This is a genomic window from Labrenzia sp. CP4, from assembly GCF_001579905.1.
GTDB classification, from domain to species: domain Bacteria; phylum Pseudomonadota; class Alphaproteobacteria; order Rhizobiales; family Stappiaceae; genus Roseibium; species Roseibium algicola.
Map to the genome: position 1 here is coordinate 4,641,527 of NZ_CP011927.1, position 23,330 is coordinate 4,664,856.

A 23,330-nucleotide genomic window follows, 5' to 3' on the forward strand; every position below is an offset into this window, starting at 1 on the left:
TCCTCCCATTAAAGTTTTCCAGCCTCCCGCAGAAGTCGGTCGGCACGATCTTGAGCCATCTGCAACGCGGCTTTTGGCGTCTTCACGCCACGCAACATGTCGTGGCATTCCTCCCCGCAGATGCGGATGATGTCGTTGATTTCCGGGATCGGCGGTCGTGGCCAGAACTGCAACTCGTCCCGCCAGGACATGGCGTCCACCGCTTCAAAGATCGGAGACAGGCGCCGGACTTCCGGGTCCGCGCCAACCGAATAGCGCGGATTGGTGCGGCTACCGTGTTCGACGTAGAGCTTTTGCGCTTCAGGCGACGTGAAGACGATCAGCGCTTCGGCTGCCGCCTCCAGCCGTTCCGGTGCGATGTTGGCCGGAATGCCGAGCAGATAGCCGCCGACCGGGGCGATATTCTGCGCATTCGGGCCGGAAGGATGTGGCAGGAAACCGACCTTGCCATGAGCCGCGCAGGCCGGATTCTGTTCGAAGTAAGGAGCGAGCAAAGTATAGCCGTAGGCCATCGCCACACGTCCGCTTGCGAACGGACGGACGCGCTCGTACCAGGACATCGACAGGATGTCCGGCGGCGAATATTGCAACAGCGCCATCAGGTATTCGGCTGCGTCCAACGCCCGTTCGGAATAGATGACCGGCCGATAGCCCCCGTCCGCAAGTCGCGAGGCGTCGTAACCACCGGCCTGTTTGGGCAAATCCAGAATAGGCTGGCCGAAGTCCGCGCAAGTCATCATGAATGTATGGCCAAGCGCGGTCCCGCGTGCCGCGTTCCAGGCAATTCCGTATCTGCCCTGAACCGGGTCGTTGAGCCGGGCGGCGGCCTTGAGCAGCGCGTCCGTCGTGAGGGGCGGTTCAAGCCCTGCTTCCGCCAGCAGATCCTTCCGGTAAAACAGCAGTTCCGGCGTGGTCTGCGAGGGCACACCGTATGGCTTGCCTCCCCAGTGAGCTGCCTGCCAGCCGGCGGTGTGAAAATCGCTCGGCTGAAGCCGCTCGACATCCAGCACTTCGTCCAGCGGCAGGAGATACCCGTTCTCGGCAAACTCGCCCAGCCACGGCAGGTCCAGGGCAATCAGGTCATAGCGGCTTGTCGCCCTGTGGGCGTTCTTGACCGCTTCTTCGTGAAGCCGGTCGATGGAAAAGGCCCGCTGCTGAATGGAACACCCGACCACCTGCTCAAACTGGCGCTTGAGGCCGTGCATCACCATGAAGGTCGGGTCGCCATGGACCAGGACGCGAAGATCGCCAGACAGTTTCAAGGGTTCAAGCAGGACCTGGGGCGGCTGGATTGTCTGGGCTTCCAGATAGGACCCGCCGAAATAATAGTCTTGTGTGCCGGAGCGCAGATCGGCAGACCCGAACGATTGTGCCGCCATCCTGCGGACACGGCTGCTGAACTGGGTCCATGCCTCCAGCATGTCGGCGCTCGGATGGAGGGAGTAGCTTCTGCCGGAAGACGTCCTCGGCCTTTGCTCGATCAGGCCATTGTCGATCATCTCGCGCATGCGGCGGCTGGCTGTCGCGTAGGGAACGCCCGACGCGCCAATGAGCGAGGTCGGGGTCACCGCCTTCGCTTCCAGATGCCTTTTCACCAGATAGGTCGACATTTTGACATAGGGGTTCGGAGCAGATATCTCCAACAGACCATCCATCTCTTCTTCAAAGTTCTCCAGAAAGCTGAGAACCTGGAGGATTTCCGTCTTGGCCTGTTGCGTCAGATAAGTCTTTTCGCGAACCAACTCTCCCTCTTGCTGGTTCATCGCTCGGCTCCAGTTTTCCGGACGGGATGAACCACTGCTGCGTTTCCTCGTTTTGGATATTTTTTGGATCGACATTGAATGTCCTCCTAAGCGTGAGCGACGTGGCCGATTAGAAAAACGGCCAAAAAATCCATTTTGGATATAAGAACATCCATTTTGGATATTTTCGAGGGGGCGTCGTTCTGCCGAGGCGTGCAGGCTTTTGAGTGACGCTCACGGTGGGCGCATATCCGTGTCAGGAGGAGGCACGGTTCAGAATTCAGACCATTCGAAATGGTCTCTCAGGGAGGAAATGAAACGATGAACACTTTCCGTTCGCTGCTTGTCGCCACGACGGCCGTCGCAGGCCTGACCTTGTCTGGTGCAGCCGGTGCAGAAACGATGAAGATCGGCATCACGCAGAACAACGTCGGCGTCGACAGCTACCAGACCACCTATGAAAAGGCCTTCATCGCGGCAGCCGATGCCAATGCGGATGTCGAGACCGTCGTTCTGGACGCCGGCGGCGACGTTGCCCGGCAGATCGCCCAGATGGAAGACCTGATCCAGCAGGAAGTGGACGCGATCATCATCTGGCCGACGAACGGTGAAGCCGTCATCCCGGCCGTCCGCAAGGCCTTCAAGGCCGACATTCCGGTGATTGTGACCAACTCGAACATCGCCGAACAGGGCTTCGAGTTCGTGAAATCCTTCTCCGGTCCGGACAACATCACCCAGGGCTCCCGTTCCGCCGAGATCATGTGCGACAAGTTCAAGGCCATGGGCATCGAGAACGAAGCCCAGATCGTTCAGATTTCCGGCCAGCCGGGCTACACGACTGCGATCGAGCGCGCCAAGGGCTTCGAAGACCGCCTGCCGGAAGTCTGCCCGAATGTGACCCTGGTGGAGACCCAGCCGGGCGACTGGAACCGCGAAAAGTCCCAGAAGGTCATGGAAGCGTTCCTGGTCAAGTATGACGACATCGACGGCGTTTACGCTGGAGACGACAACATGGGTGTCGGCGCGCTGAATGCCGCCAAGGCCGCCGGTCGTGAGGGCATCATCTTCGTCGGCGCGACCAATTTCTCCGTCGGTTACGAGGCGATGGAGCGCGGCGAATACTGGGGTTCGATCTACCAGTCGCCCGTTGACGATGCCGAAGCTGCCCTGCAGACGGCAATCGATATCCTGTCCGGCAAGGATGTTCCGTTCCTGAACTACTTCGACACACCGAAGATCACTCAGGACAACATGGCCGAATTCGACAAGCCTGTCTTCTGAGCCTGAAGGTCAAGCCCGACTGGGGCGCGAGCCAAGCCTTGCGCCCCATTTTTTCCCAATACATTGACCGGGAGGAAACCATGGGCCGAGTGTCCGGGCGTTCCTGTATCGTCACCGGTGCTGCCCGAGGGATCGGACGTGCCATTGGCGAAGCCCTTATCAACGAGGGAGCGGATGTCTGCTTTGCGGACATCAACGGCGAACAGGCAAGTGCCGTTGCCGAAGCCAACCGCGACCGTGCTGCCGAAAACGGCGCTGGGGTGACATGGGCTCAGGTCGATGTGACCGATCGTGACCAGGTGCGTGCCATGATCGCGAAAACCGTCGCGGCTTTCGGCAAGCTGGACGTCAAGTTCAACAATGCCGGCGTCAACAAGCCCATGAACTTTCTCGATGTCACGGAGGACAACTGGAACTTCATCATGGGAGTGAACGGCCTTGGTTGCCTGATCGGCATGCAGGAGGCTGCCCGCCAGATGATTGGCCAGGGCACCGGTGGCAAGATCATCAATACCGCGTCGATCGCCAGTCGACAGGGGTTCGACAATGTCGCGCCCTATTGCGCCTCGAAATGGGCCGTGGTCTCGCTGACGCAATCCGGCGCAAGAGACCTTGCCAGACACAACATCACCGTCACAGGCTTTGCGCCGGGTGTCGTGGCTACCGAAATGTGGGAACAGGTGGACCGGGATCTTCTGGATATCGGCGCTGCCGAGCGGCCCGGACAGGCCATGGAGGAATTCTCCTCCGAGATCCTGCGCGGCCGGGTGGCGACACCGTCCGACATCACGGGAACGACCACGTTCCTGGCGTCACCAGAAAGCGATTACATGACCGGTCAGGTGGTGATGATCGATGGTGGCATGACGCTCGTTTGAAACTTTACAACAGGATGAGGGAGGGTCTGTTGTCCGACATATCAAGCAAGGCTGCCAGCCGTCCCGGCAGTTCCAAGGAAAAATCCATGAAGCCCTTCAGTCTGTCGGGCGTTGGGGGATTTCTGGCGAAACAGGGCATTCTGATCGCCTTCGCCGTCTTCATGATCGGCTTCACGATCGCCAACCAGCGCTTTCTCGACCCAGACAACATCATGGGCGTTGTCCGCTCCTCTGCAATCCTGGGCGTGATGGCCCTCGGCGTCACCTTTGTCGTCATCAGCGGCAATCTCGACCTGTCCGTCGGGTCGATGATGTCGTTTGCCACCATCGTCGTCCTCGATCTGCACGACAAGCTGGGGCCTTTGCTCGCCATCCCGTCCATGTACGCCATGGTACTGTGCCTGGGCGCCTTCATTGGCTTCCTCGTCGGATATCTGAAGCTGAATTCCCTGATCGTGACCCTTGGCATGTTGTCGGCGATCCACGGACTGACCCTCACCTATTCCGGCGGCAAGAACATGGATATTGCCGACAAGGAAGGCACCTGGTTCAGCGTGTTCGGCCAGTCGACCGTCCTCGGCATTCCGGTACCGATCCTGCTTTTCGCGCTGGTCGCTTCGGTTCTGGGGATCGTCCTTGCCAAGACACCATTCGGCCGCAAGGTCTACGCGGTTGGAGGCAACGGCACCGCGGCAACCTTCTCGGGCATTCGCAGAGCCCGTGTCGTCTTTACCTGCTACCTCATGTCCGCTTTCTGCGTCGGTACTGCCGGTCTCATCCAGGCCAGCCGGTCACTGGGAAGCCAGAACACGGTTGGTCAGGGGCTTGAGCTTGAAGTCCTGGCTGCGGTCATCCTCGGCGGAGCATCGCTGATGGGCGGCTCCGGCACGATCTTCAAGACCGTTATCGGTGTCCTGATCCTCGGCTTTATCCAGAATGGCCTCTTGCTCGTCGGACTGCAGTTCTATGTCCAGTATGTGGTGACCTGGATCATCATCATTCTTGCCGTGTGGCTGGATATTGCCGCCAAACGCGGCAAGCTCTGGTCGCCGATCGCGTGAGGGAGGGATTGATGGAACCGGGAACCTTGAGCACTTTTCTGAAACGCGGCGCGATCTGGGGCTTCATTCTCGTCGAGCTGGTCTTCTTCTCGGTCGCGGGCGAATTCCTGTCGCTCAGTGACAAGGCCTTCATGGACGTGGACAACATGCTGCTTTTGTTCAAGCAGTCAGCACCCATCGGGATCATCGCCATCGGCATGACGATCATCATGATCAACGGCAATATCGACCTCAGCGTCGGAGCGACCTTTGCCCTGAGCGCCGTCGTCCTGCTCGACAGCATGACCTGGCCGGTTTTCGCCGGCCTCGGCGACGGCGTCATTCCCATTGCCTGGGGACTGGCATTGCTGACAGGGATCGTTCTGGGCGCTCTGAACGGGTTGATCGTCTGGAAGACCGGTGTCGATGCCTTCATCGTCACGCTCGGTTCCATGCTCGGCTATCGCGGCCTTGTGTTCATGTACAATGGCGAACAGCCCACATCTCATCTCAACTGGACGCTGGTTGATTTCGCTGAAGCCCATTTCCTGGGACTGCACACCGCCACCTGGTTCCTGATCGTCGTGACCGCCGTGATCTGGTTCGTGATGAACCGCACGATCCACGGGCGCAACGCCTATGCCATCGGCGACAACCGGTCTGCGGCCATCAATGCGGGTATCCGCGTCGGGCCGCACATGATGATCAACTTCATGATCATCGGCTTTCTCGCCTCCCTGTCTGCCGTGGTGTTCTATTCGGAATCCGGCTCGGTCAATCCCAACGACGGCGAACTCTATGAGCTGTGGGTCATCACCGCCGTGGTTCTGGGTGGCACCAAACTTACCGGAGGCGCGGGATCCGTACTTTCGACGCTCGGTGGCGTTCTGGCCATCCAGCTTCTGCGAAAAGGCCTGGGACACATCGGCGCCGACACGGAAACAGTCAATCTGGTGATCGGCCTGATCCTGATTGCCGTCCTGTTTCTCGACCGCCAATTGAACCTGAAAGGCAAACAGGAGCTGAGAATATGACCGGCACCACCCCAGCCTTGCGCCTGGAAGGCATCGTCAAGACCTTCCCCGGCGTGCGCGCGCTCGACGGTGTGTCCTTTTCCGTCCTGCCCGGTGAAGTGCATGCCCTGATGGGCGAAAACGGCGCCGGAAAGTCGACCCTCATGAAAGTGCTTGGCGGCATCTATCAACCTGATGAAGGCAAGATCATCGTCAGCGAGCAGCCGGTTGTCATGACGTCGCCACTACAAGCGAAAAGCAAGGGCATCGTCTTCATCCATCAGGAGCTGAGCCTCGCCGAGGAACTGACAGTTGCCGAAAACATCTATCTCGGCGAACTGCCGCGAAAGAGCTTCGGCCGGGTCGACTGGCAAAAGCTGCATGAACAGACCAACCGCATTCTGGAGATGCTCAAAGTCGGCTTCGACGCCCGCACGCGTGTCGGCGATCTCTCCATCGCCAACCAGCAGATGGTGGAAATCGCGCGTGCCCTGACAGTGGAAGCCAAGGCGGTCATCTTTGATGAGCCAACCGCCTCGCTGACCGATGCGGAAAAGGTGGTTCTGTTCGATGTCATCGACAACCTGAAAGCCGAAGGCGTTGGCATCATCTACATCTCGCACCGGATGGAAGAGATCTTCAGGATCACCGACCGCATCAGCGTGCTGCGGGACGGACAGTATCGCGGGACACTGAACACCGCCGAAACCAGTGAGGACGAGATCACGCAGCTCATGATCGGCCGCAAGCTCGACCTGTCACGCAACGCAGTCCATCACGAACTGGGTGATGTGGCGCTGGAGGTGCGAGGGCTCTCCTGTGGTTCGCTTTTCCGTGACATCAGCTTCGAAGTGCGCAAGGGCGAGGTTGTCGGCTTTTATGGCCTGGTCGGGGCCGGCCGCACGGAAATCGCCGAAACGCTGTTCGGTCTCAGAGAACCCAGCAGCGGCGCTATTTTCCTGAACGGGGAAGAAACTGCCATTCACTCGCCGGCCGATGCCATTGCCAAGGGTATCTCGCTGGTGCCTGAGGACCGCAAGACGCAGGGCCTTGTTCTGGGCATGAACTGCCGGGACAACATGACCCTGCCTCAAGTAGACGACTTGAAAGCCGGCCCATTCGTCGCCGAAGGCGCGGAGATCGCGATTTTTGACCAGTACCGGGACCGGCTCGACATTCGCACGCCCGGCTGGAAGCAGCTTGCCGGCAACCTTTCCGGCGGTAACCAGCAGAAGATCGTGATCGGCAAATGGCTTTCGATGCACCCGAGCGTTCTGATCGTCGATGAACCGACACGCGGGATCGATGTCGGCAGCAAGTCCGAGATCCACAACCTCATCCGTGAACTGGCAAGCCAGGGCTATGCGGTCATCGTGATCAGTTCGGAAATGCCGGAAGTCCTGCATGTAAGTGACCGGATCGTCGCCATGTACAGCGGCGAAATCATCCGGACTTTCACCTCCGAGGAAGTTACCGAAGACAACCTCATCCAGGCCATTTCCGGCATTCGGCCGGACAAGGCCGCCTGATGCGGGTCGGATTTGCGGGGCTTGGCCGGATGGGCGTGCGCATGGCTGCCAATCTGGCTGCTGCCGGTCTGAATGTGAGCGTCTGGAACCGGACAGCTGGAACTGCACAGGCCTTCGCCGCCACCCACAACGCCTTTTCGGCAGCCAACCCAAAAGACCTGGCGGAGCGGTCGGATGTGGTGATCACCATGCTCGCCGATGATGCTGCTGCGGAGGCAGTCTATCTCGGGCCGGATGGCTTGCTCCAGGCGTCAGGGGGCAGTCGGGTTCTGGCCGAAATGGGTACCATTTCCGTACCCATGGCAGAACGTCTGGCGCTATTGGCACGGGAGAAAGGCCGACGCTTCGTCGATGCGCCGGTTTCCGGTGCCACACAAGCGGCGGCGGATGCCAAGCTGCTCATCATGGCAGGAGCAGAAGCAACTGATGTGCCTGATCTGACCCGCCTCTTCGAGGTTCTTGGACGGAAAACCGTCTGGCTTGGCAAATCCGGCGCAGGCGCTGCCATGAAACTCGGCGTCAACATGCTCATTCATGGCCTCAACCAGACATTGTCAGAAGCCCTTACCCTGACCACGGCAGCCGGCATCCCAAAAGAACAAGCCTATGAGGTCGTGGAAAATTCGGCGGCTGCCGCTCCGGTTCTCGCTTATCGCAAGGGGCTTTATCTGGATGAGACTGCGCACGACGTCAGCTTCACGGTCGCACTTGCCCGCAAGGATGTCGGGCTGGCGCTGGAACTTGCATCCACTTGCGGTGTGATCATGCCGCAGGCGGAACTCAATCATGCGGTTCTGAAGGCCGCCGGATCAGCCGGATATGACGACCGCGACATGGCTTCCATTCTTTCTTTCGTGAACAAGGGTCTGAAATGAAGGCAGTTCTGTTTGTCGGTGGCTGGGAAGGCCACACACCAACCCATTTCAGCGACTGGTATGAGGCCTTGCTTCGCGACAATGGTTTCAGCGTTACCGTCTACGATACGATGGAACCGCTGGAACACCCGGAGGATCTTGCCGATGTCGACCTGATCACGCCTATCTGGTCCTCGGCCCGGTCGGGTCACCAGCAGGAATTCGGCAACATGACCAAGCCGCAGGAGGACGGGCTGCTGAAGCTCGTCGCCAACGGCTGCGGCATTGCCGGGTGGCACGGACATATGGGAGATGCCTTCCGCGACCGGCCGACCTACCACTTCCTGATTGGTGGCCAATTCGTCGCCCATCCTCCCGGTTGGCCGGACAACCTGCAGCCCAGGGAGGACTACATCGACTACGACGTGACGATCTGCAAACCGGACGATCCGATCGTCAAGGGCATCAGGAGTTTCCGCCTCAGGTCCGAGCAATACTACATGCTGGTCGATCCCTCCAACGACGTGCTGGCCACCACGACCTTCTCAGGCGATCATCTGTGGTGGATCGAGGGCACCGTCATTCCCGTTGTCTGGAAACGGCACTGGGACAGGGGCCGAGTGTTCTACTGCTCCATCGGACACGAACTGGATGACCTGAAGGTTCCCCAGGTGACGGAAATCATCCGTCGCGGTGCACTCTGGGCAGCAGAAGGCAAATCCGCTTAGTGACCCGCAAAGAACGCACCCTTCAAGAACCGTCAGCTTTGCAATAGGATATTCAAACTTTCACGATCGTCTGGCGCACCTGTGACTGCGCTGATCTGCGCGAATGCAGTTAATACACTGCAGGAACAGGGAGACGTTTTTGAAGTTTGATAGAAAGATCTTCTTCTGCCACATCCCGAAAACAGCCGGCACGTCATTGCGCCTATCTCTGGAACAGGCTGTCGGAGACGCAGCCGTTGTTCCCTCTCAAGCGCTGATCTCTCGTCATGGTGGCCGCTATCCGCCGCTTCACGAGGCCCTGCAGGAGCTTCAGGAGAAACCGGACTATCGCCTGTTTCGAGGACACTACGGCTTCTGGGTCCGAAGATATCTTCCAAAAGATACGCTAACGATCGCGGTTCTGCGTGAGCCGGTGGAGCGTGTCCTTTCCCACATTCGACATTTTCTCGCAGACGGACGAATTACAGAGGCAGATGCGTTCGAAAGCCTTGATCAGGGACGATTACCAATTCCCGACAATACAATGTGCAGATATCTCGGTGGAACGCCAATAAAAGCCGAAGGACAAGAGCTGTCCGACCGCTTCCTTGCCTCCAGATTTGATCCGATCGACGATCACGACAGCCTTTTCAAACGTGCCGTTTCGACCGGTCGCTCGGTGGATATCATGGGATTTACCGATGAAATGCCGGATCTCTATGAGAAGATCTCGCAAGAAACCGGCCTGCCCCTGACAATGCGGCAGGACAATCCAAGCCGCTATCCTGCGCTTTCACTTTCAGACCGTCAGCTCGACACCGTCAGGAGACACAATCAACTCGATCTGCAGCTCTATGAGGCAATGCGAGCAGAGCGCAATTCCAACAAGTTGACACGGCTCCTAAAAAGAACAGGACTGTTCAGAACCTGATCCGCTGCCAAGGCCCTGTCTGCCAGAGCCCCCACTAGAGACCGTCGGCTTGCGGACGTGGAAATCAACCGCACGAACAATCCACTTGCAGGCAAAAGGGCCGGACGCGCTAAACCCTGGCGCCCAGCTTGACCTGAACATTGAGACGGGACGCAGCGCCCTGAACATGAGCCGCCATGGCTTCCCGGGCGCCTGTCCGGTCACCTGCCTCAATGGCTTCAAGAACTCTGCAATGTTCACCCAAAGTGATCTCCACCAGGTCGTCCTTGGCGTAGATGTCGGATGTCACCCGCGTGGTTTCCTTCAGTCTGGAGGAGATGTAGCAGATGATGGCGAAGAGATAGGAGTTGCCGGCCGCCTTGCCGATTGCGCGGTGAAACACGGCGTCGGCTTCCAGCCGCTGTTCGTCGAACCGCTTGTGCCCTTCCAGCACGGCGACCGCCGCCCGCATCTCCCTGAGATCTGCCCCTGTGCGACGCATCGCGGCAAGTCCCGCAGCTTCGATTTCCAGGAGGCCGCGCAACTCGAACAGGTCCGCAAGGTTGCCGGACTTGTCGAGTGTGCGGATATCGACCCGGAAGGTTTCGCGCTCCGAAACAGGTTTGACGATTGCCCCGCGCCCCTGGCGCGATTCAATGACGCCATCAGACCGCAGCCTGGCAATGGCTTCGCGCACCACATTGCGGCTGACGCCAAAGGTTCCCGCGAGTGCATGTTCGGTCGGCAACGTATCGCCGGGGTTCAGTTCACCATCCTGAATTTTCGCCATGATGTCTGCTGCGATGCGGTCCGGTAACAGCGATGACCGACGCACTTCCCGAAACTCAGCCATGCCGGGCTCCTCTTCGCATTGCCGGTGGGTTATTCGTGTTCTTCAACGGCTTAATGCATCCATAGGACAAGCTCGGGTGCTTGTCGAGCCGGTCGGCACCTCGAGGTCAGATGGCCGAAACCCGCCATTCTCACGGATCGAACGCGATTACGGAAGCAGATTGCAGATCGAGCCGAGGAACCCGTTTCCCATGAAACCCTAAAGCGCGTAGATCACCTCTGCTGCGCGAACGGCAGCGGAGGCCCTGTTCTCAACACCAAGTTTGACGAAGATCTGTTCCAGATGCTTGTTCACGGTGCGTGGCGACAGACCCAGAATTTCGCCGATATCCTTGTTGGACTTACCCTTGGCGATCCAGATCAGGACTTCCGCTTCGCGCTGTGTCAGTTCAAAGCTGCCCTGAAGCGCCTGGACCTGCCCGGCTTCGTCTTCTGCGGTGACACGGAACAGGTTTTCATCAGGGCCGACACGGCCAAGCGGGTGAAGTTGCACTGCCAGGTTTTCAGATAAGCCGAGCATGAAACTCTTGCGACGCTCGCCCGAGGAATTCGGCCCGTCCAGCCAGTCCCCCAGTGCTCGGCCCAGCCGGAAAAGACTGGTTTCGGCAGCCCCTGTCTTTGCCAGCAGGTTGTGGATCTGCGGTGTCGACCACAGCACTGTCCCCTCCTGCGACACGGCCACCAGATGGCGCCCGGCTGCATCCAGCGCCACATGCGCGCTTTGAACCGACCGAGCATTCTTCAGATGCACCTTGATCCGCGCCTTCAGTTCGTCGACGTCGATCGGCTTGGTGAGGAAATCGACCCCACCGGATTCCAGCGCCGTTACCACATGTTCCGTTTCGGACAGCCCGGTCATGAAAATCACCGGTACGTGCTGGAGCGCCGGATTTTCCTTGATCTGCCGGCAGGTCTCAAAACCGTCGAGGCCGGGCATGATCGCATCCATCAGGATCGTATCCGGTGTCACCTTGTTGCAGATGTTGAGAGCCGTTTCGCCGCTGGTCGCCACCAGAACGGCTACGCCGGTCTTTTTCAGGGCTTCGGTGACGAAGCCGAGCGTTTCCGGGCTGTCGTCGACCACAAGGACCGTATCGCGACGATCATCCGTCATGTGTTTCCAATTCACTCAAGACGTTTTTGTAGGCATCGAAATCGAACCGGGCGAGATGGACATTCAATGCATCGATCAGGGGCAGATTTTCCGGCGTTTTCGCCAGTTCGTTCAATTTGGCCTCGATGCCTTCCACATAACCGATCTCCGCAAGCGAGATGAGATCGGCGACGTGATCGGCACCGGGCGATTTCAAGGGATCCTTTCGGGCAGGTTCCTGGTTTCGCTCGACCGGCTGTTCGGTCCAGACAACACCCATGTGTTTTTGCAGCAGGTCGTAAAGCTGGCCGATGCCGAAGGGCTTTGCAAGGGTTGCCGAATGGTGAGCCGGACCGTCCGGCCGCAAAGCCTTGTCACCGATGTTGGCCGACAGCATGATGATCGGCGCGCTGACGCCTCTGTCCCTCAGGTCCTCGGCCAGTTCCCAACCGTTCATTCCCGGCATCAGGATATCGATCAGGTAGAGATCCGGCCGCAGCGGCTCGACCGTCTCCAGGCAAACCCTGCCCGTATCCGCCTCGACGACGGCAAATCCGATCGGTTTCAGGATATCGCAGACAAGCGCTCGGTGATCCGGATTGTCATCGATCACGGCAACCGTCTTCCGCTCGCCTTCGTAGCCTCGCACCTGTCTTTCCAGGCGGATGGTATCGACCGGCCGGTCGACAGCCGCCAGCATCAGCCGCACTTCAAAGGAAGCGCCCTTCCCCGGTTCGCTGGACAGCGCAATGGCTCCACCCATGGTTTCCGTCAGAAGCTTGGTGATGGTCAGCCCGAGCCCCAACCCCGGTGTCTTCGCCCCGTCGGCGGTCTTGCTGCGGCCGAATGGTTCGAAAATCTTGACCTGTTCGTCAAGCGCGATGCCCGGTCCGCTGTCCGACACGACAAAGCTGGCCACCTGTGACCGGTAACTGACCGAAAACGAAACAATGCCCTCGGAGGTGAACTTGATCGCATTCGACAGGAGATTCACCAGGATCTGCCGCAGACGTTTTTCGTCGGTTCGTACAAACACCGGCAAGTTGGGTGCGCGCGCATAGTTGAAGCCGAGCCCCTTGGCAGCCGCCTGCATGCGGAACATGTCGACGATCTGATCCAGGAACTCGTGAATGTTGATCTCGTTGGAATAGATCTGCAGCCTGCCAGCCTCGATCCGCGAAATATCCAGAAGGCCGTCGATCAGCCCTGACAGATGCTCGGCACTGCGCCGGATGGTGCTGATCGCAGGCCTGCGGGCTGTCGGCACGCTGTCGTCCCGCTCCAGCACCTGGGCATAGCCCATGACCGCGTTCAAGGGTGTTCTGAGTTCGTGACTGAGGCCGACAACGTAGCGGCTCTTGGCAAGGTTGGCGGCCTCGGCATCTTCCTTGGCCTTCTGCAGAGCCGCGTCGGTAACACCGTGAGCGTCGATTTCCTTCTGAAGCAGCGCGTTCTGGCGCATGGATTCCTCTTCGGCGACCCGCCGGGTGTCGTGAGCAAGCACCAGGAACCAGCAGGCAATACCGACGACGATGGCAAAAACAAAGAAAATCAACAGCACCGTCTGGCCGATGATGCCGGTCGGATCTCCCAGACGATTTTCCGCCTGGGCATAACTGATCCAGAGCACCAGGCCGATTGCAGCATTCGACAGAACAGAGATGAACGCATAGCGCCCCAGCCGGGACTGCAGGAACGCCATCGCGTTTTCCGGCAGAATGCGGCCCGCGACGGTGCCGACCTGATAGGACAAACGTGCCTTCGGCTTGCAGCTGTCGTGGCAGCGGGCATCGAGTGAACAGCACAGCGAACAGATCGGCGACTGATAGGCCGGGCAATAAGCCATGTCTTCCGGCTCGAACGGGTTTTCGCAGATCGAACAGGCGATGTGCTCCTTCGTCTGCCAGCTCTGGCGCGGCTTGCGAGCCAGGTAGAACCGACCCCTGGTCGCATAAGCGATCAGGGGCGCGGCAACAAAGGCAATGGCCATCGCCAGAAAGGTGGCGAGGGCCTCCGCCGTCTTGCCGAACTCGCCGAAGTGCGCGGCCAATGCGAGACCGGCGGCCAGAAGCATTGCACCGGTACCAACCGGATTGATGTCATAAAGATGCGCACGCTTGAATTCGATTCCCGGAGGCGACAGCCCGAGCGGCTTGTTGATGAATAGGTCAGCCGAAATGGCGGAAAGCCAGGCCATCGCAATGATGGAAAAGACGCCAAGAGTTTCTTCCAGCAACCGATAGATGCCGAGTTCCATCAACAGCAGAGCGATTCCGACATTGAAGACGAGCCAGACGACCCGGCCAGGATGGGAGTGTGTGAGGCGCGAGAAGAAATTCGACCAGGCAAGCGACCCGGCGTAGGCATTCATGACGTTGATCTTGAGCTGCGCCACCACCACGAATGCCGCCATCAGCAAGAGGACGACGGTTTCGTTCGGGATCATGTAGCCGAAAGCGACCGCATACATGCGCGAGGGTTCGTCGGCATGATCAACCGGAACACCGTGCGACAAAACGAGGACTGCCAGGAAGGAGCCTGCAATCATCTTGGGGGCACCGAGAACAACCCAGCCGGGCCCGGCCAGAAACAGGGCAAGCCGGTGCCGGCGGCGGGCATAATCCTGCGCCGGAAGAAACCGCAGAAAGTCCACCTGTTCACCGATCTGTGCCATCAGCGCCAGAATGACTGCGGAGGCTGCGCCGAAGCTGACCAGGTTGATGCTGTCCCAGCCGCCAGCTGTCGTACGCGGCGCCTGTGTAACCGGGTCGATGCCGGAAAACGTCAACCATTCGCCGACGGCCTGCCAGTCGGTGAAGGCAATGAAGACGAACGGCAGGATGTTCAGGATGATCCAGAAGGGTTGGGTTGCGAGCTGAAAGCGGCTGATCCAGGTAATGCCGTGGGTCACCAGCGGAATGACCGCAACCGCGCTGATGACATACCCCAGCCAGAGCGGCACACCGAAAGCGAATTCCAGCGCGCTCGACATGATGGAGGCTTCAATCGCAAAAAGAATGAAGGTGAAGCTGGCATAGATCAGCGAGGTGACCGTCGAGCCGATGTAGCCGAACCCGGCACCACGCGTGAGCAGGTCTATGTCGACGCCGTAGCGCATGGCATAGCGGCTGATCGGCAGACCGACGATCAACAGCACCAGGCTGCCGACCAGTATGGCGAGAAACGCGTTGGCGGTTCCGTGGGACAGGGTGATCGCACCACCGATCGCCTCCAGAGCCAGAAAGGAGATGGCCCCGATCGCCGTCTGGGAAATCGCACGTGAGGAAAAGCGGCGAGCGCTCTTGGCGGTGAACCTGAGCGCATAGTCTTCCAGGGTCTGGTTGTTGACCCATTTGTTGTACTGGCGCCGAACAGGCAGAATGCGTTGGCGCGCCCTCACGCGTCCGCCTCCACACCGGCACCGAATGCCCAATAACTGGACATATGACTATTTATTCGGCAAATGCCGTTCTTCATCGCCCGTTTTCCACCCCGTTTTTTTATTCAGCTCTTCTCTTCAGCACATTTCATGCCGTCTTTGCTTCTGGAACGCCGTGGCAGGCTTTCAACCCGGTTACGTCAATTGACGTATGTTGCGGTGCAGTGGTGCCAGTGCACGATCCCTTCCTGACAGCGGCACACCTTCCAGCCGCCAATCGCCGGCGTGGGAACCGGTGACGTCAAGCAAAGGGGAACATCCATGAAAAACACATTCACCAAACTCGCATTGGCAGGCCTGATGGCCTCCACGATGATCGGCGGCGCATCCGCCCAGGAAGACACGATCAAGGTCGGCATCCTGCACTCGCTTTCCGGCACCATGGCCATTTCGGAAACCACTCTGAAAGACGCCATGCTGATGCTCATCGAAGAGCAGAACAAGAAGGGTGGCCTGCTTGGCAAGAAACTGGAAGCGGTCGTCGTCGACCCGGCTTCCGACTGGCCGCTGTTTGCTGAAAAGGCGCGTGAGCTGATCGAAGTCAACGGCGTCGACGCCGTGTTCGGCTGCTGGACGTCCGTTTCGCGCAAGTCCGTTCTGCCGGTCTTCGAAGAACTCAACTCGCTGCTGTTCTATCCGGTTCAGTACGAAGGTGAAGAATCCCAGCGCAATGTCTTCTACACGGGCGCTGCACCGAACCAGCAGGCCATTCCGGCCGTCGATTACCTGATGAACGAGGAAGGCGTCGAACGCTGGGTTCTGGCCGGTACCGACTATGTCTATCCACGCACGACCAACAAGATCCTTGAAGCCTACCTGAAGTCCAAGGGCGTGGCTGAAGAAGACATCATGATCAACTACACGCCGTTCGGTCATTCCGACTGGCAGACGATCGTGTCCGACATCAAGACCTTCGGCTCTGCCGGCAAGAAAACCGCTGTGGTCTCTACCATCAACGGCGATGCCAACGTACCGTTCTACAAGGAACTGGGCAACGCGGGCATCAAGGCTGAAGACATTCCGGTTGTCGCCTTCTCCGTTGGTGAAGAAGAGCTCGCCGGTCTCGACACCGCTCCGCTCGTCGGCCACCTGGCTGCCTGGAACTACTTCCAGTCCGCAGATACCGAAGCCAACGCCGAATTCATCGATGCCTGGCACGCTTACATCGGCGACGACAAGCGCGTGACCAACGACCCGATGGAAGCGCACTTCATCGGCTTCAACATGTGGGTTGAAGCAGTCAAGAAGGCGGGCAGCACCGAGCCGGATGCCGTGATCGACGCCATCGTCGGTGTCAGCGTACCGAACCTGACCGGCGGCTACTCGGCAATGATGCCGAACCACCACATCACCAAGCCGGTGCTGATCGGTGAAATCCAGGAAGACGGCCAGTTCGAAACCGTCTGGGAAACCTCCGGCCTCGTCGTCGGCGACGCATGGTCCGACTATCTGGACGGCTCCAAGGACCTGATCTCCGATTGGCGCGCACCGCTTTCCTGCGGCAACTTCAACACTGCCACCGGCAAGTGCGGCGGCTCCGGGTCTTAAGGGAGGAGACGGAGTTCGGGCGGGTCTTACGAGACCCGTCCTCTTTCCCCGGTTTTCCAACCGGAAAGGTTTGCCTGGAGAGACGCTCTTAGCTCTCCCCTCATCCTGAGGAGGACCACAAGGTCCGTCTCGATGGATGGGCGGCAACCCCGGAAGCAAGTGACCCATCCGTCGAGACGCCGCAATGCGACTCCCCAGGATGAGGTCGTCAGGTGAAAGTTCTAAACACCGGTGGACACGATGTCCTTGATGAGATCCTTCCTACTCCTCCTCAGCCTCGCTGCCAGCCTCCTTGCCGCACCGGCACTGGCCCAAAGCGATCCAGAGGCACTCCGTCCGCTGATCAACGACCTGGCCAAGGGCAAATATTCCGAAACTGAAAAGCAGATCGGTGCCCTTGTCGCGACCGGTGACCCGCAGGTGGCTCCTGCCCTCGAGGCCCTGAGCGACGGCGACCTCTACGTGCGCAAGGCCGATGGCGAAGTCTTCATCACCAGGAAGGCCGGCAAGAACTTTGCCCTGATCGACCCGCTGACCATGGAAACGACCGGCGAAGCGGCCAAGGGCGAAATCGACAAGATCAAGGTCAACAACAAGCTGCGCCGGGTGATCCGGTCCGCGCTCGGGTCGCTGACCCTGATGGCGCCCGACCCGAAGGTGCGGATGGCGGCTGCCGAAGCCGTGTTCAAGGCGAAGGATCCGGACAGTATCGAAGCCCTGGATGCCGCCATTGCCGCAGAAGCGGACGACGGCGTGCGCAAGAAGATGGAAGAAGCCCGGGCCGCGGCCGTTCTGAACTCAGATATGGACGAGGCAGCGAAACTCCAGGCGGTTTCGACGCTCGGCACGATGGGCAACCGTGATGCTCTGTCGCTTCTGATCGCCGTGCAATCTTCCTCCGAAGGCGCCTTGCGCGAAGGGGCAACCACGGAAATCACCAAGATCGAGAAATCCATCGCCGCCTGGGATGCAGCACAAAATGTCTGGTACGGCCTGTCGCTTGGATCCGTGCTGCTGCTCGCTGCCATTGGTCTTGCCATCACCTTCGGTGTCATGGGCGTCATCAACATGGCGCACGGCGAGATGGTGATGATCGGGGCTTACGTCACCTTCGTGGTTCAGGAATTCATTCGCTCCTCCGCACCTGGTCTTTTCGATTATTCCCTGTTCATCGCCCTGCCACTTGCCTTCCTCACCTCAGGACTGGTGGGCGTTGCCATCGAGCGTGGCGTGATCCGCTGGCTGTACGGACGCCCGCTGGAAACACTGCTTGCGACCTGGGGCATCTCGCTGGTGCTGCAGCAGGCAGTGCGCTCGATCTTCGGTCCGACCAACCGTGAGGTTGGCAACCCGGACTGGATGTCCGGCGCCTTCGAGATCGGCCAGATGACGATCACCTATAACCGCATGTGGATCATCGTCTTCGCGATGCTGGTCTTCGCCGGACTGATGCTTGTCCTCAAGAAGACCCCGTTCGGACTCTATACCCGGGCCGTGACCCAGAACCGGCGCATGGCCGCCTCGATGGGCATCCGCACTCCCTGGATCGACGCCCTCACCTTCGGGCTCGGCTCTGGTATTGCCGGGATCGCGGGCGTCGCGCTCAGCCAGATCGACAACGTTTCGCCGAACCTTGGCCAGGGCTACATTATCGACAGTTTCATGGTGGTGGTCTTCGGTGGGGTCGGCAATCTGTGGGGCACGCTGGTAGGCGCCATGACCCTCGGTGTCGTGAACAAGTTCCTGGAGCCCTATGCCGGCGCCGTGCTCGGCAAGATCTTCGTGCTCATCTTTATCATTCTCTTTATCCAGAAGCGTCCAAGGGGCCTGTTCGCCCTCAAGGGCCGGGCAGTTGAAGCATGATGACCTCTTTCCTCTTCCGCGCCATGGACGCCCGAGCAGGGATCTTCCTCGCCATCATGGCGGCCGTGATTGTTCTGGTTCCTGCCGGCAACCTGCTTGTCCCGGAAGGCTCTGCCTTCCATGTACCGACCTACGCGGTCACGCTGATGGGCAAATACCTGACTTACGCGTTGTTGGCGTTGGCGGTAGATCTGGTCTGGGGCTATTGCGGCATTCTCTCGCTCGGTCATGCGGCCTTCTTCGCGCTTGGCGGCTATGCCATGGGCATGTACCTGATGCGCCAGATCGGGACCCGCGGCGTTTACGGCGACCCGATCCTGCCGGATTTCATGGTGTTCCTGAACTGGGGAGAACTGCCCTGGTACTGGTACGGCTTCGACATGTTCTGGTTTGCGGCGCTCATGGTGCTGCTGGTGCCGGGTGTGCTGGCCTTCGTCTTCGGGTGGTTCGCCTTCCGCTCACGCGTCACCGGCGTTTACCTGTCGATCATCACGCAGGCCCTCACATATGCGCTGCTGCTTGCCTTCTTCCGGAACGACATGGGTTTTGGCGGCAACAACGGCCTGACCGACTTCAAGGACATTCTCGGCTTTGATATTCAAGCCGACACGACCCGCGCGGGCCTGTTTGCAGCCTCAGGCCTCGCGCTGGTCCTGTGTTTCCTCATCTGCCGGGCGATCACCCGATCGAAACTCGGCAAGGTGCTGGTGGCCGTGCGCGACGCGGAGAGCCGAACACGCTTCCTGGGCTACCGTGTGGAACACTACAAGCTGTTCGTCTGGACCCTGTCGGCCATGATGGCCGGTATCGCCGGTGCCCTTTACGTGCCGCAGGTCGGCATCATCAACCCGGGTGAATTTGCACCCGCCAACTCGATCGAGGTGGTGATCTGGGTTGCCGTCGGCGGGCGCGGAACGCTGGTTGGGGCCGTTCTCGGCGCCGTTCTGGTCAACTTCGCCAAGACATGGTTCACCGCCGCCCTGCCCGACATCTGGCTCTTTGCGCTCGGCGGCCTCTTCGTGGTCGTGACCCTGTTCCTGCCGAAGGGCATCGTCGGCACCCTTTCCCAGGGCTGGACGGCCTTGCGGCAACGGAAAGTCTCCAAAGACTTCGAAGCCGGGTCGGACCAACCTCCGAGCCAGGCGCCGCAGTCGCCCGCCTCTCCGGCCAACGTCAGCCCGAAAAAATCTGCCTCGACCGTTCCGGCGGATGCCGAACCCCAGCCCGCGGAGTAAAGCCATGGCACGATCTTCCAGTCTTCTTTATCTCGACGGCGTGTCGGTTTCCTTTGACGGTTTCAAGGCATTGAACGAATTGTCGCTGACGATTGCCCCGGGTGAAATGCGGGCCATCATCGGTCCCAACGGGGCAGGCAAGACCACGATGATGGACGTCATTACCGGCAAGACCCGACCGGACAGTGGCGAGGTCTTTTTCAACGGCACCGTGGACCTTACCGGCGAGGACGAAGCTTCAATTGCCGAGCTTGGGATCGGCCGCAAGTTTCAAAAACCGACTGTTTTTGAGAGCCATACCGTCTGGGACAACCTGGAACTGGCCCTGAAGGCACCGCGCGGTCCATTTGCGACCCTGTTTCATGTCATTTCGGGTGCTGAGAAGAAGCGGGTTGAATATCTGCTCGATCTGATCCGGCTTGGTTCGAAGAGAAGCGAGCTCGCAGCCAACCTCAGCCACGGACAGAAGCAGTGGCTGGAGATCGGCATGCTGCTGGCACAGGATCCGAAGCTGCTTCTCGTAGACGAGCCTGCTGCCGGCATGACGGATGCCGAAACTGCCGAAACCGCTGAACTTCTGAAGGATATCGCCAATGATCACTCGGTCGTCGTGGTCGAGCACGACATGGTGTTTGTGCGCTCCCTGGGTGTCAAAGTCACCGTTCTCCACGAAGGCTCGGTCCTGGCTGAAGGCTCACTCGACCATGTCTCAGCCGACGAACGTGTCGTGGAAGTTTATCTCGGACGATGAGGAGTAGGCTTTGTCTTTCGCGTCTCGTCGCTCGTGGAAGTGATACGGCGATACCGACAACGAACGAACCAACGGCCACAAGGCGCATCGCGATCAGCCAAGGGAAGTCAGCTCATGCTGCAAGTTGAAAACATCGATCTTCACTATGGCGCCGCCCAGGCGCTGAAGAAGGTTTCGCTGAAGGCCGAGACCGGCAAGGTAACCTGTCTGATGGGGCGCAATGGTGTTGGCAAGACGTCCACCTTGCGTGCCGTGGCCGGCCAACACGGCATCAGCGCCGGCAAGATCCTGTGGGACGGCGAGGACATCTCCTCGCTGGCAGCCCACGCCCGCGCCAAGAAAGGCATCGCGATTGTGCCGCAGGGACGCGAGATCTTCCCCCTTCTATCGGTAAAGGAAAATCTTGAGACCGGCTATGCCCCGATCCCGCGCAAGGAACGGTTCATTCCCGATACGATTTTCGAACTTTTCCCGGTGCTCAAGGACATGCTGTCCCGCCGTGGCGGTGATCTGTCCGGCGGACAGCAGCAGCAGCTCGCGATTGCACGAGCCCTGGTCACCCGTCCGAAACTTCTGGTGCTTGATGAACCGACGGAAGGCATCCAGCCTTCAATCATCAAGGACATTGGCCGGGCAATCTCGTGGCTGCGCGACCAGGGCACGATGGCCATCGTGCTGGTGGAACAATATTTCGAGTTCGCCCGTGATCTGGCCGACGATTATGCCGTCATGGACCGCGGCGAAGTGGTGCTCTCGGGCACGGGGGCCGACCTTTCTGAAACGGAAGTCCGTCGGTATCTCACTGTTTAGGCCAGGGGTACATCTCCCAAAGCTCACTTTTCCGCCTCATCGTGGGGAGCCGCTTCGGCGGCGCCGCGAAGGATGATGGGGTTAGGTGTGCAGCTACCCGAATTTGACGCAGGCCGCGCAGTTGATAGGGTGCAGGCAAATCGCCCACCTCATCATCCTTCCCAGCCGGATCGTCATGTCAGAACCACTTTCCAACGAAGCCATTTCCGCAATCACCGCTGCCGTTGACGCCGCATTCGAGGACGAGATCGCTTTCCTGCAGGAGATCGTGCGGGCAAGATCCCTTCGCGGTGAGGAAGCCGGTGTCCAGAAGATCATTGCAGACGCTCTCCGTGACCGTGCCTATGACGTCGAGACCTATGGACTTGATGTGGCGCAACTGCAGTCTCATCCGGCCTATTCTCCAGCCACTATCGACTACACCGATACGTTCAACGTCAGTGGTCGCAAGAAGTCTGCCCATGGCGGACGTTCGTTGATCCTGAATGCCCACGTCGATGTCGTGCCCACTGCCAATCCGGCAAACTGGACCCATCCGCCGTTTGCAGCCGTGCGCGAGGGCGATTGGCTTTTCGGACGGGGCGCGGGGGACATGAAGGCAGGCCTCGCAGCCAATCTCTTCGCAGTCGATGCCATCGAGGCTGCCGGGTTCAGCTTGAAAGGACCGCTCGAGTTCCAGTCCGTCATCGACGAAGAAGTGACGGGCAATGGCACCGCAGCTGCGATCATGAATGGTGCGACAGCGGACGCGGTTCTCATTCCCGAGCCGACAGACGAAGAGGTCACCTATGCAAATTCCGGAGTCATCAAGTTCCGGATCTCCGTCCAGGGCGTGCCGGCTCACCCACGTGAGCCGGAGTCAGGCCTCAGCGCAATCGAGGCGGCTTTCCTCGTCATCAACGAGTTGAAGGTTCTGGAAGCTCGCTGGAATGAGGAAAAGACCAGCCATCCAGGCTTCGACGACCTGCGCAATCCTGCAAGCCTCAACATCGGCACCATCACCGGCGGCGAATGGCCGGCGTCCATCCCGTTTGAATGCCGTTTCGAAGGCCGGATCGGGTTTTATCCGGGTGACGCCCCGCAAGACAGGATGGCCAGCCTGGAACAGATGCTGAAAACGCTTGGTACGAAGGATCCCCGACTTGAAAAAGCCAATCCAAAGCTCGAATGGATCGGGACATGTCAGGCAGGATATCTTCTTGCCGAAGGCAGCGATGCGGAAAATGCGCTCGCCGCCGCACACAAGATCACGGCCGAAACTGCGCTCAAACGGTCGATCATGGCCTGCTATCTGGATGCGGCTCTTTACGTGAACCATTGCGGCATTCCCGCCCTCACCTATGGCCCGCTGACAAAGAACATTCACGGCATCGATGAATGCGTGAACCTGCCGTCGCTGAAAAGAGTGACGAAGACGATCGCCCTGTTTACCGCTGCCTGGTGCGGCATCGCACCGACCTAGGCCAGTTCAGCTGCACCGAAATGAGGGGGGCCTTCTTCGCACAGGGGCCTTCCTTCCGGCGGAGCACATCCCCTCTTTAGCCAGAAAAATGCTCCCGTTTTTTGTGTCGTTCCGTTAGTCTTCATGACCGGGACGCGTTCAGGCAATTGCAGACGCCTCATCCTGTCCCTATTCAGAGTAGTGTACGGAGCAGAATTTCAAAATTTCAAACAATACGTTTTCAACGAACTGGTCTTTTGCTGCCGGTCAATGTAATTCGGGCAGCACCTAGCGGGCTTATGGTGATTGACTAGCGCCTGAAGACCACCCAGAAGCAGGAAAAT

18 protein-coding genes are annotated in these 23,330 nt (G+C 59.3%); 14 read left to right on the forward strand and 4 right to left on the reverse strand.

Going from position 1 to position 23,330, the window contains the following annotated elements; all coding sequences use genetic code 11:
• Nucleotides 1-8 precede the first annotated feature (8 nt).
• On the reverse strand, nt 9-1,763 hold the full coding sequence (locus ACP90_RS21305) for an extracellular solute-binding protein (RefSeq protein WP_228148059.1): 1,755 nt from the start codon (nt 1,761-1,763) through the stop codon (nt 9-11).
• A gap of 300 nt (nt 1,764-2,063) precedes the next feature.
• Between ACP90_RS21305 and ACP90_RS21310 the strand changes: the two genes are divergently transcribed.
• From ACP90_RS21310 to ACP90_RS21345, 8 genes are all read left to right on the forward strand, one after another.
• Nucleotides 2,064-3,023 (forward strand): sugar ABC transporter substrate-binding protein, encoded by a 960-nt coding sequence (locus ACP90_RS21310; protein WP_031269629.1) that lies wholly within the window; start codon nt 2,064-2,066, stop codon nt 3,021-3,023.
• An 80-nt stretch (nt 3,024-3,103) separates the two neighbouring features.
• Nucleotides 3,104-3,901: an SDR family oxidoreductase gene (locus tag ACP90_RS21315; RefSeq protein WP_062489912.1), complete on the forward strand. Its 798-nt coding sequence runs from the start codon at nt 3,104-3,106 to the stop codon at nt 3,899-3,901.
• A gap of 29 nt (nt 3,902-3,930) precedes the next feature.
• The gene (locus tag ACP90_RS21320; protein ID WP_228869438.1) at nt 3,931-4,962 is read left to right on the forward strand and encodes an ABC transporter permease; all 1,032 of its coding nucleotides are present in this window, start codon (nt 3,931-3,933) and stop codon (nt 4,960-4,962) included.
• Between the two features lie 11 nt (nt 4,963-4,973).
• Nucleotides 4,974-5,975, forward strand: a complete 1,002-nt coding sequence (locus tag ACP90_RS21325) for an ABC transporter permease (RefSeq protein ID WP_023001717.1) — start codon at nt 4,974-4,976, stop codon at nt 5,973-5,975.
• A complete protein-coding gene (locus ACP90_RS21330; RefSeq protein ID WP_023001718.1) occupies nt 5,972-7,483 on the forward strand; it encodes a sugar ABC transporter ATP-binding protein in 1,512 nt (503 codons plus the stop codon). Before ACP90_RS21325 ends, ACP90_RS21330 begins: the two co-directional genes overlap by 4 nt.
• Nucleotides 7,483-8,358, forward strand: a complete 876-nt coding sequence (locus tag ACP90_RS21335; RefSeq protein WP_062489913.1) for an NAD(P)-dependent oxidoreductase — start codon at nt 7,483-7,485, stop codon at nt 8,356-8,358. Before ACP90_RS21330 ends, ACP90_RS21335 begins: the two co-directional genes overlap by 1 nt.
• Nucleotides 8,355-9,065 (forward strand): ThuA domain-containing protein, encoded by a 711-nt coding sequence (locus tag ACP90_RS21340; RefSeq protein WP_062489914.1) that lies wholly within the window; start codon nt 8,355-8,357, stop codon nt 9,063-9,065. The genes ACP90_RS21335 and ACP90_RS21340 overlap by 4 nt, the downstream gene beginning before the upstream one ends.
• A 139-nt stretch (nt 9,066-9,204) precedes the next feature.
• Nucleotides 9,205-9,975, forward strand: a complete 771-nt coding sequence (locus tag ACP90_RS21345; protein ID WP_158514209.1) for a sulfotransferase family 2 domain-containing protein — start codon at nt 9,205-9,207, stop codon at nt 9,973-9,975.
• 109 nt (nt 9,976-10,084) lie between these two features.
• On the opposite strand, the gene ACP90_RS21350 is transcribed toward ACP90_RS21345, so the two are convergent.
• The 3 genes from ACP90_RS21350 to ACP90_RS21360 all read right to left on the reverse strand — a co-directional run bounded on the left by ACP90_RS21350 (nt 10,085) and on the right by ACP90_RS21360 (nt 15,299).
• Nucleotides 10,085-10,807 carry a FadR/GntR family transcriptional regulator gene (locus tag ACP90_RS21350; RefSeq protein ID WP_062489917.1) on the reverse strand — a complete coding sequence of 241 codons (723 nt, stop codon included), beginning with the start codon at nt 10,805-10,807 and terminating at the stop codon, nt 10,085-10,087.
• 198 nt (nt 10,808-11,005) lie between these two features.
• A complete protein-coding gene (locus tag ACP90_RS21355; protein ID WP_062489919.1) occupies nt 11,006-11,920 on the reverse strand; it encodes a response regulator transcription factor in 915 nt (304 codons plus the stop codon).
• Entirely contained in the window at nt 11,910-15,299 is a 3,390-nt protein-coding gene (locus ACP90_RS21360; RefSeq protein WP_062489920.1) for an ATP-binding protein, read from the reverse strand. Before ACP90_RS21360 ends, ACP90_RS21355 begins: the two co-directional genes overlap by 11 nt.
• Nucleotides 15,300-15,599: 300 nt before the next feature.
• Here ACP90_RS21360 and urtA point away from each other — a divergent pair, with 300 nt between their 5' ends.
• The 6 genes from urtA to ACP90_RS21390 all read left to right on the forward strand — a co-directional run bounded on the left by urtA (nt 15,600) and on the right by ACP90_RS21390 (nt 23,007).
• Nucleotides 15,600-16,886, forward strand: a complete 1,287-nt coding sequence (urtA, locus tag ACP90_RS21365; protein WP_031269634.1) for an urea ABC transporter substrate-binding protein — start codon at nt 15,600-15,602, stop codon at nt 16,884-16,886.
• Nucleotides 16,887-17,126: 240 nt separating this feature from the next.
• On the forward strand, nt 17,127-18,749 hold the full coding sequence (gene urtB, locus ACP90_RS21370) for an urea ABC transporter permease subunit UrtB (protein WP_062489922.1): 1,623 nt from the start codon (nt 17,127-17,129) through the stop codon (nt 18,747-18,749).
• Nucleotides 18,746-19,984: an urea ABC transporter permease subunit UrtC gene (gene urtC / locus ACP90_RS21375; protein ID WP_062489924.1), complete on the forward strand. Its 1,239-nt coding sequence runs from the start codon at nt 18,746-18,748 to the stop codon at nt 19,982-19,984. Before urtB ends, urtC begins: the two co-directional genes overlap by 4 nt.
• Before the next feature lie 4 nt (nt 19,985-19,988).
• Nucleotides 19,989-20,735: an urea ABC transporter ATP-binding protein UrtD gene (gene urtD, locus ACP90_RS21380; protein ID WP_062489926.1), complete on the forward strand. Its 747-nt coding sequence runs from the start codon at nt 19,989-19,991 to the stop codon at nt 20,733-20,735.
• A 114-nt stretch (nt 20,736-20,849) separates the two neighbouring features.
• Nucleotides 20,850-21,545 (forward strand): urea ABC transporter ATP-binding subunit UrtE, encoded by a 696-nt coding sequence (gene urtE, locus ACP90_RS21385; protein ID WP_023001729.1) that lies wholly within the window; start codon nt 20,850-20,852, stop codon nt 21,543-21,545.
• A gap of 175 nt (nt 21,546-21,720) precedes the next feature.
• Complete coding sequence (locus tag ACP90_RS21390; protein ID WP_062489928.1) at nt 21,721-23,007, forward strand: ArgE/DapE family deacylase; 1,287 nt, start codon at nt 21,721-21,723, stop codon at nt 23,005-23,007.
• Nucleotides 23,008-23,330: the final 323 nt, after the last annotated feature.

What these genes read in the sequence shown, in the direction of transcription:
- ACP90_RS21335 (WP_062489913.1), top strand. Translation starts at nt 7,483, where the DNA reads ATGCGGGTCGGATTTGCGGGGCTTGGCCGGATGGGCGTGCGCATGGCT.
- ACP90_RS21350 (WP_062489917.1), bottom strand. Translation starts at nt 10,807, where the DNA reads ATGGCTGAGTTTCGGGAAGTGCGTCGGTCATCGCTGTTACCGGACCGC.
- urtC (WP_062489924.1), top strand. Translation starts at nt 18,746, where the DNA reads ATGATGACCTCTTTCCTCTTCCGCGCCATGGACGCCCGAGCAGGGATC.
- ACP90_RS21340 (WP_062489914.1), top strand. Translation starts at nt 8,355, where the DNA reads ATGAAGGCAGTTCTGTTTGTCGGTGGCTGGGAAGGCCACACACCAACC.
- ACP90_RS21315 (WP_062489912.1), top strand. Translation starts at nt 3,104, where the DNA reads ATGGGCCGAGTGTCCGGGCGTTCCTGTATCGTCACCGGTGCTGCCCGA.
- ACP90_RS21355 (WP_062489919.1), bottom strand. Translation starts at nt 11,920, where the DNA reads ATGACGGATGATCGTCGCGATACGGTCCTTGTGGTCGACGACAGCCCG.
- ACP90_RS21325 (WP_023001717.1), top strand. Translation starts at nt 4,974, where the DNA reads ATGGAACCGGGAACCTTGAGCACTTTTCTGAAACGCGGCGCGATCTGG.
- ACP90_RS21330 (WP_023001718.1), top strand. Translation starts at nt 5,972, where the DNA reads ATGACCGGCACCACCCCAGCCTTGCGCCTGGAAGGCATCGTCAAGACC.
- urtD (WP_062489926.1), top strand. Translation starts at nt 19,989, where the DNA reads ATGGCACGATCTTCCAGTCTTCTTTATCTCGACGGCGTGTCGGTTTCC.
- ACP90_RS21305 (WP_228148059.1), bottom strand. Translation starts at nt 1,763, where the DNA reads ATGAACCAGCAAGAGGGAGAGTTGGTTCGCGAAAAGACTTATCTGACG.
- ACP90_RS21310 (WP_031269629.1), top strand. Translation starts at nt 2,064, where the DNA reads ATGAACACTTTCCGTTCGCTGCTTGTCGCCACGACGGCCGTCGCAGGC.
- urtA (WP_031269634.1), top strand. Translation starts at nt 15,600, where the DNA reads ATGAAAAACACATTCACCAAACTCGCATTGGCAGGCCTGATGGCCTCC.
- urtE (WP_023001729.1), top strand. Translation starts at nt 20,850, where the DNA reads ATGCTGCAAGTTGAAAACATCGATCTTCACTATGGCGCCGCCCAGGCG.
- ACP90_RS21390 (WP_062489928.1), top strand. Translation starts at nt 21,721, where the DNA reads ATGTCAGAACCACTTTCCAACGAAGCCATTTCCGCAATCACCGCTGCC.
- urtB (WP_062489922.1), top strand. Translation starts at nt 17,127, where the DNA reads ATGTCCTTGATGAGATCCTTCCTACTCCTCCTCAGCCTCGCTGCCAGC.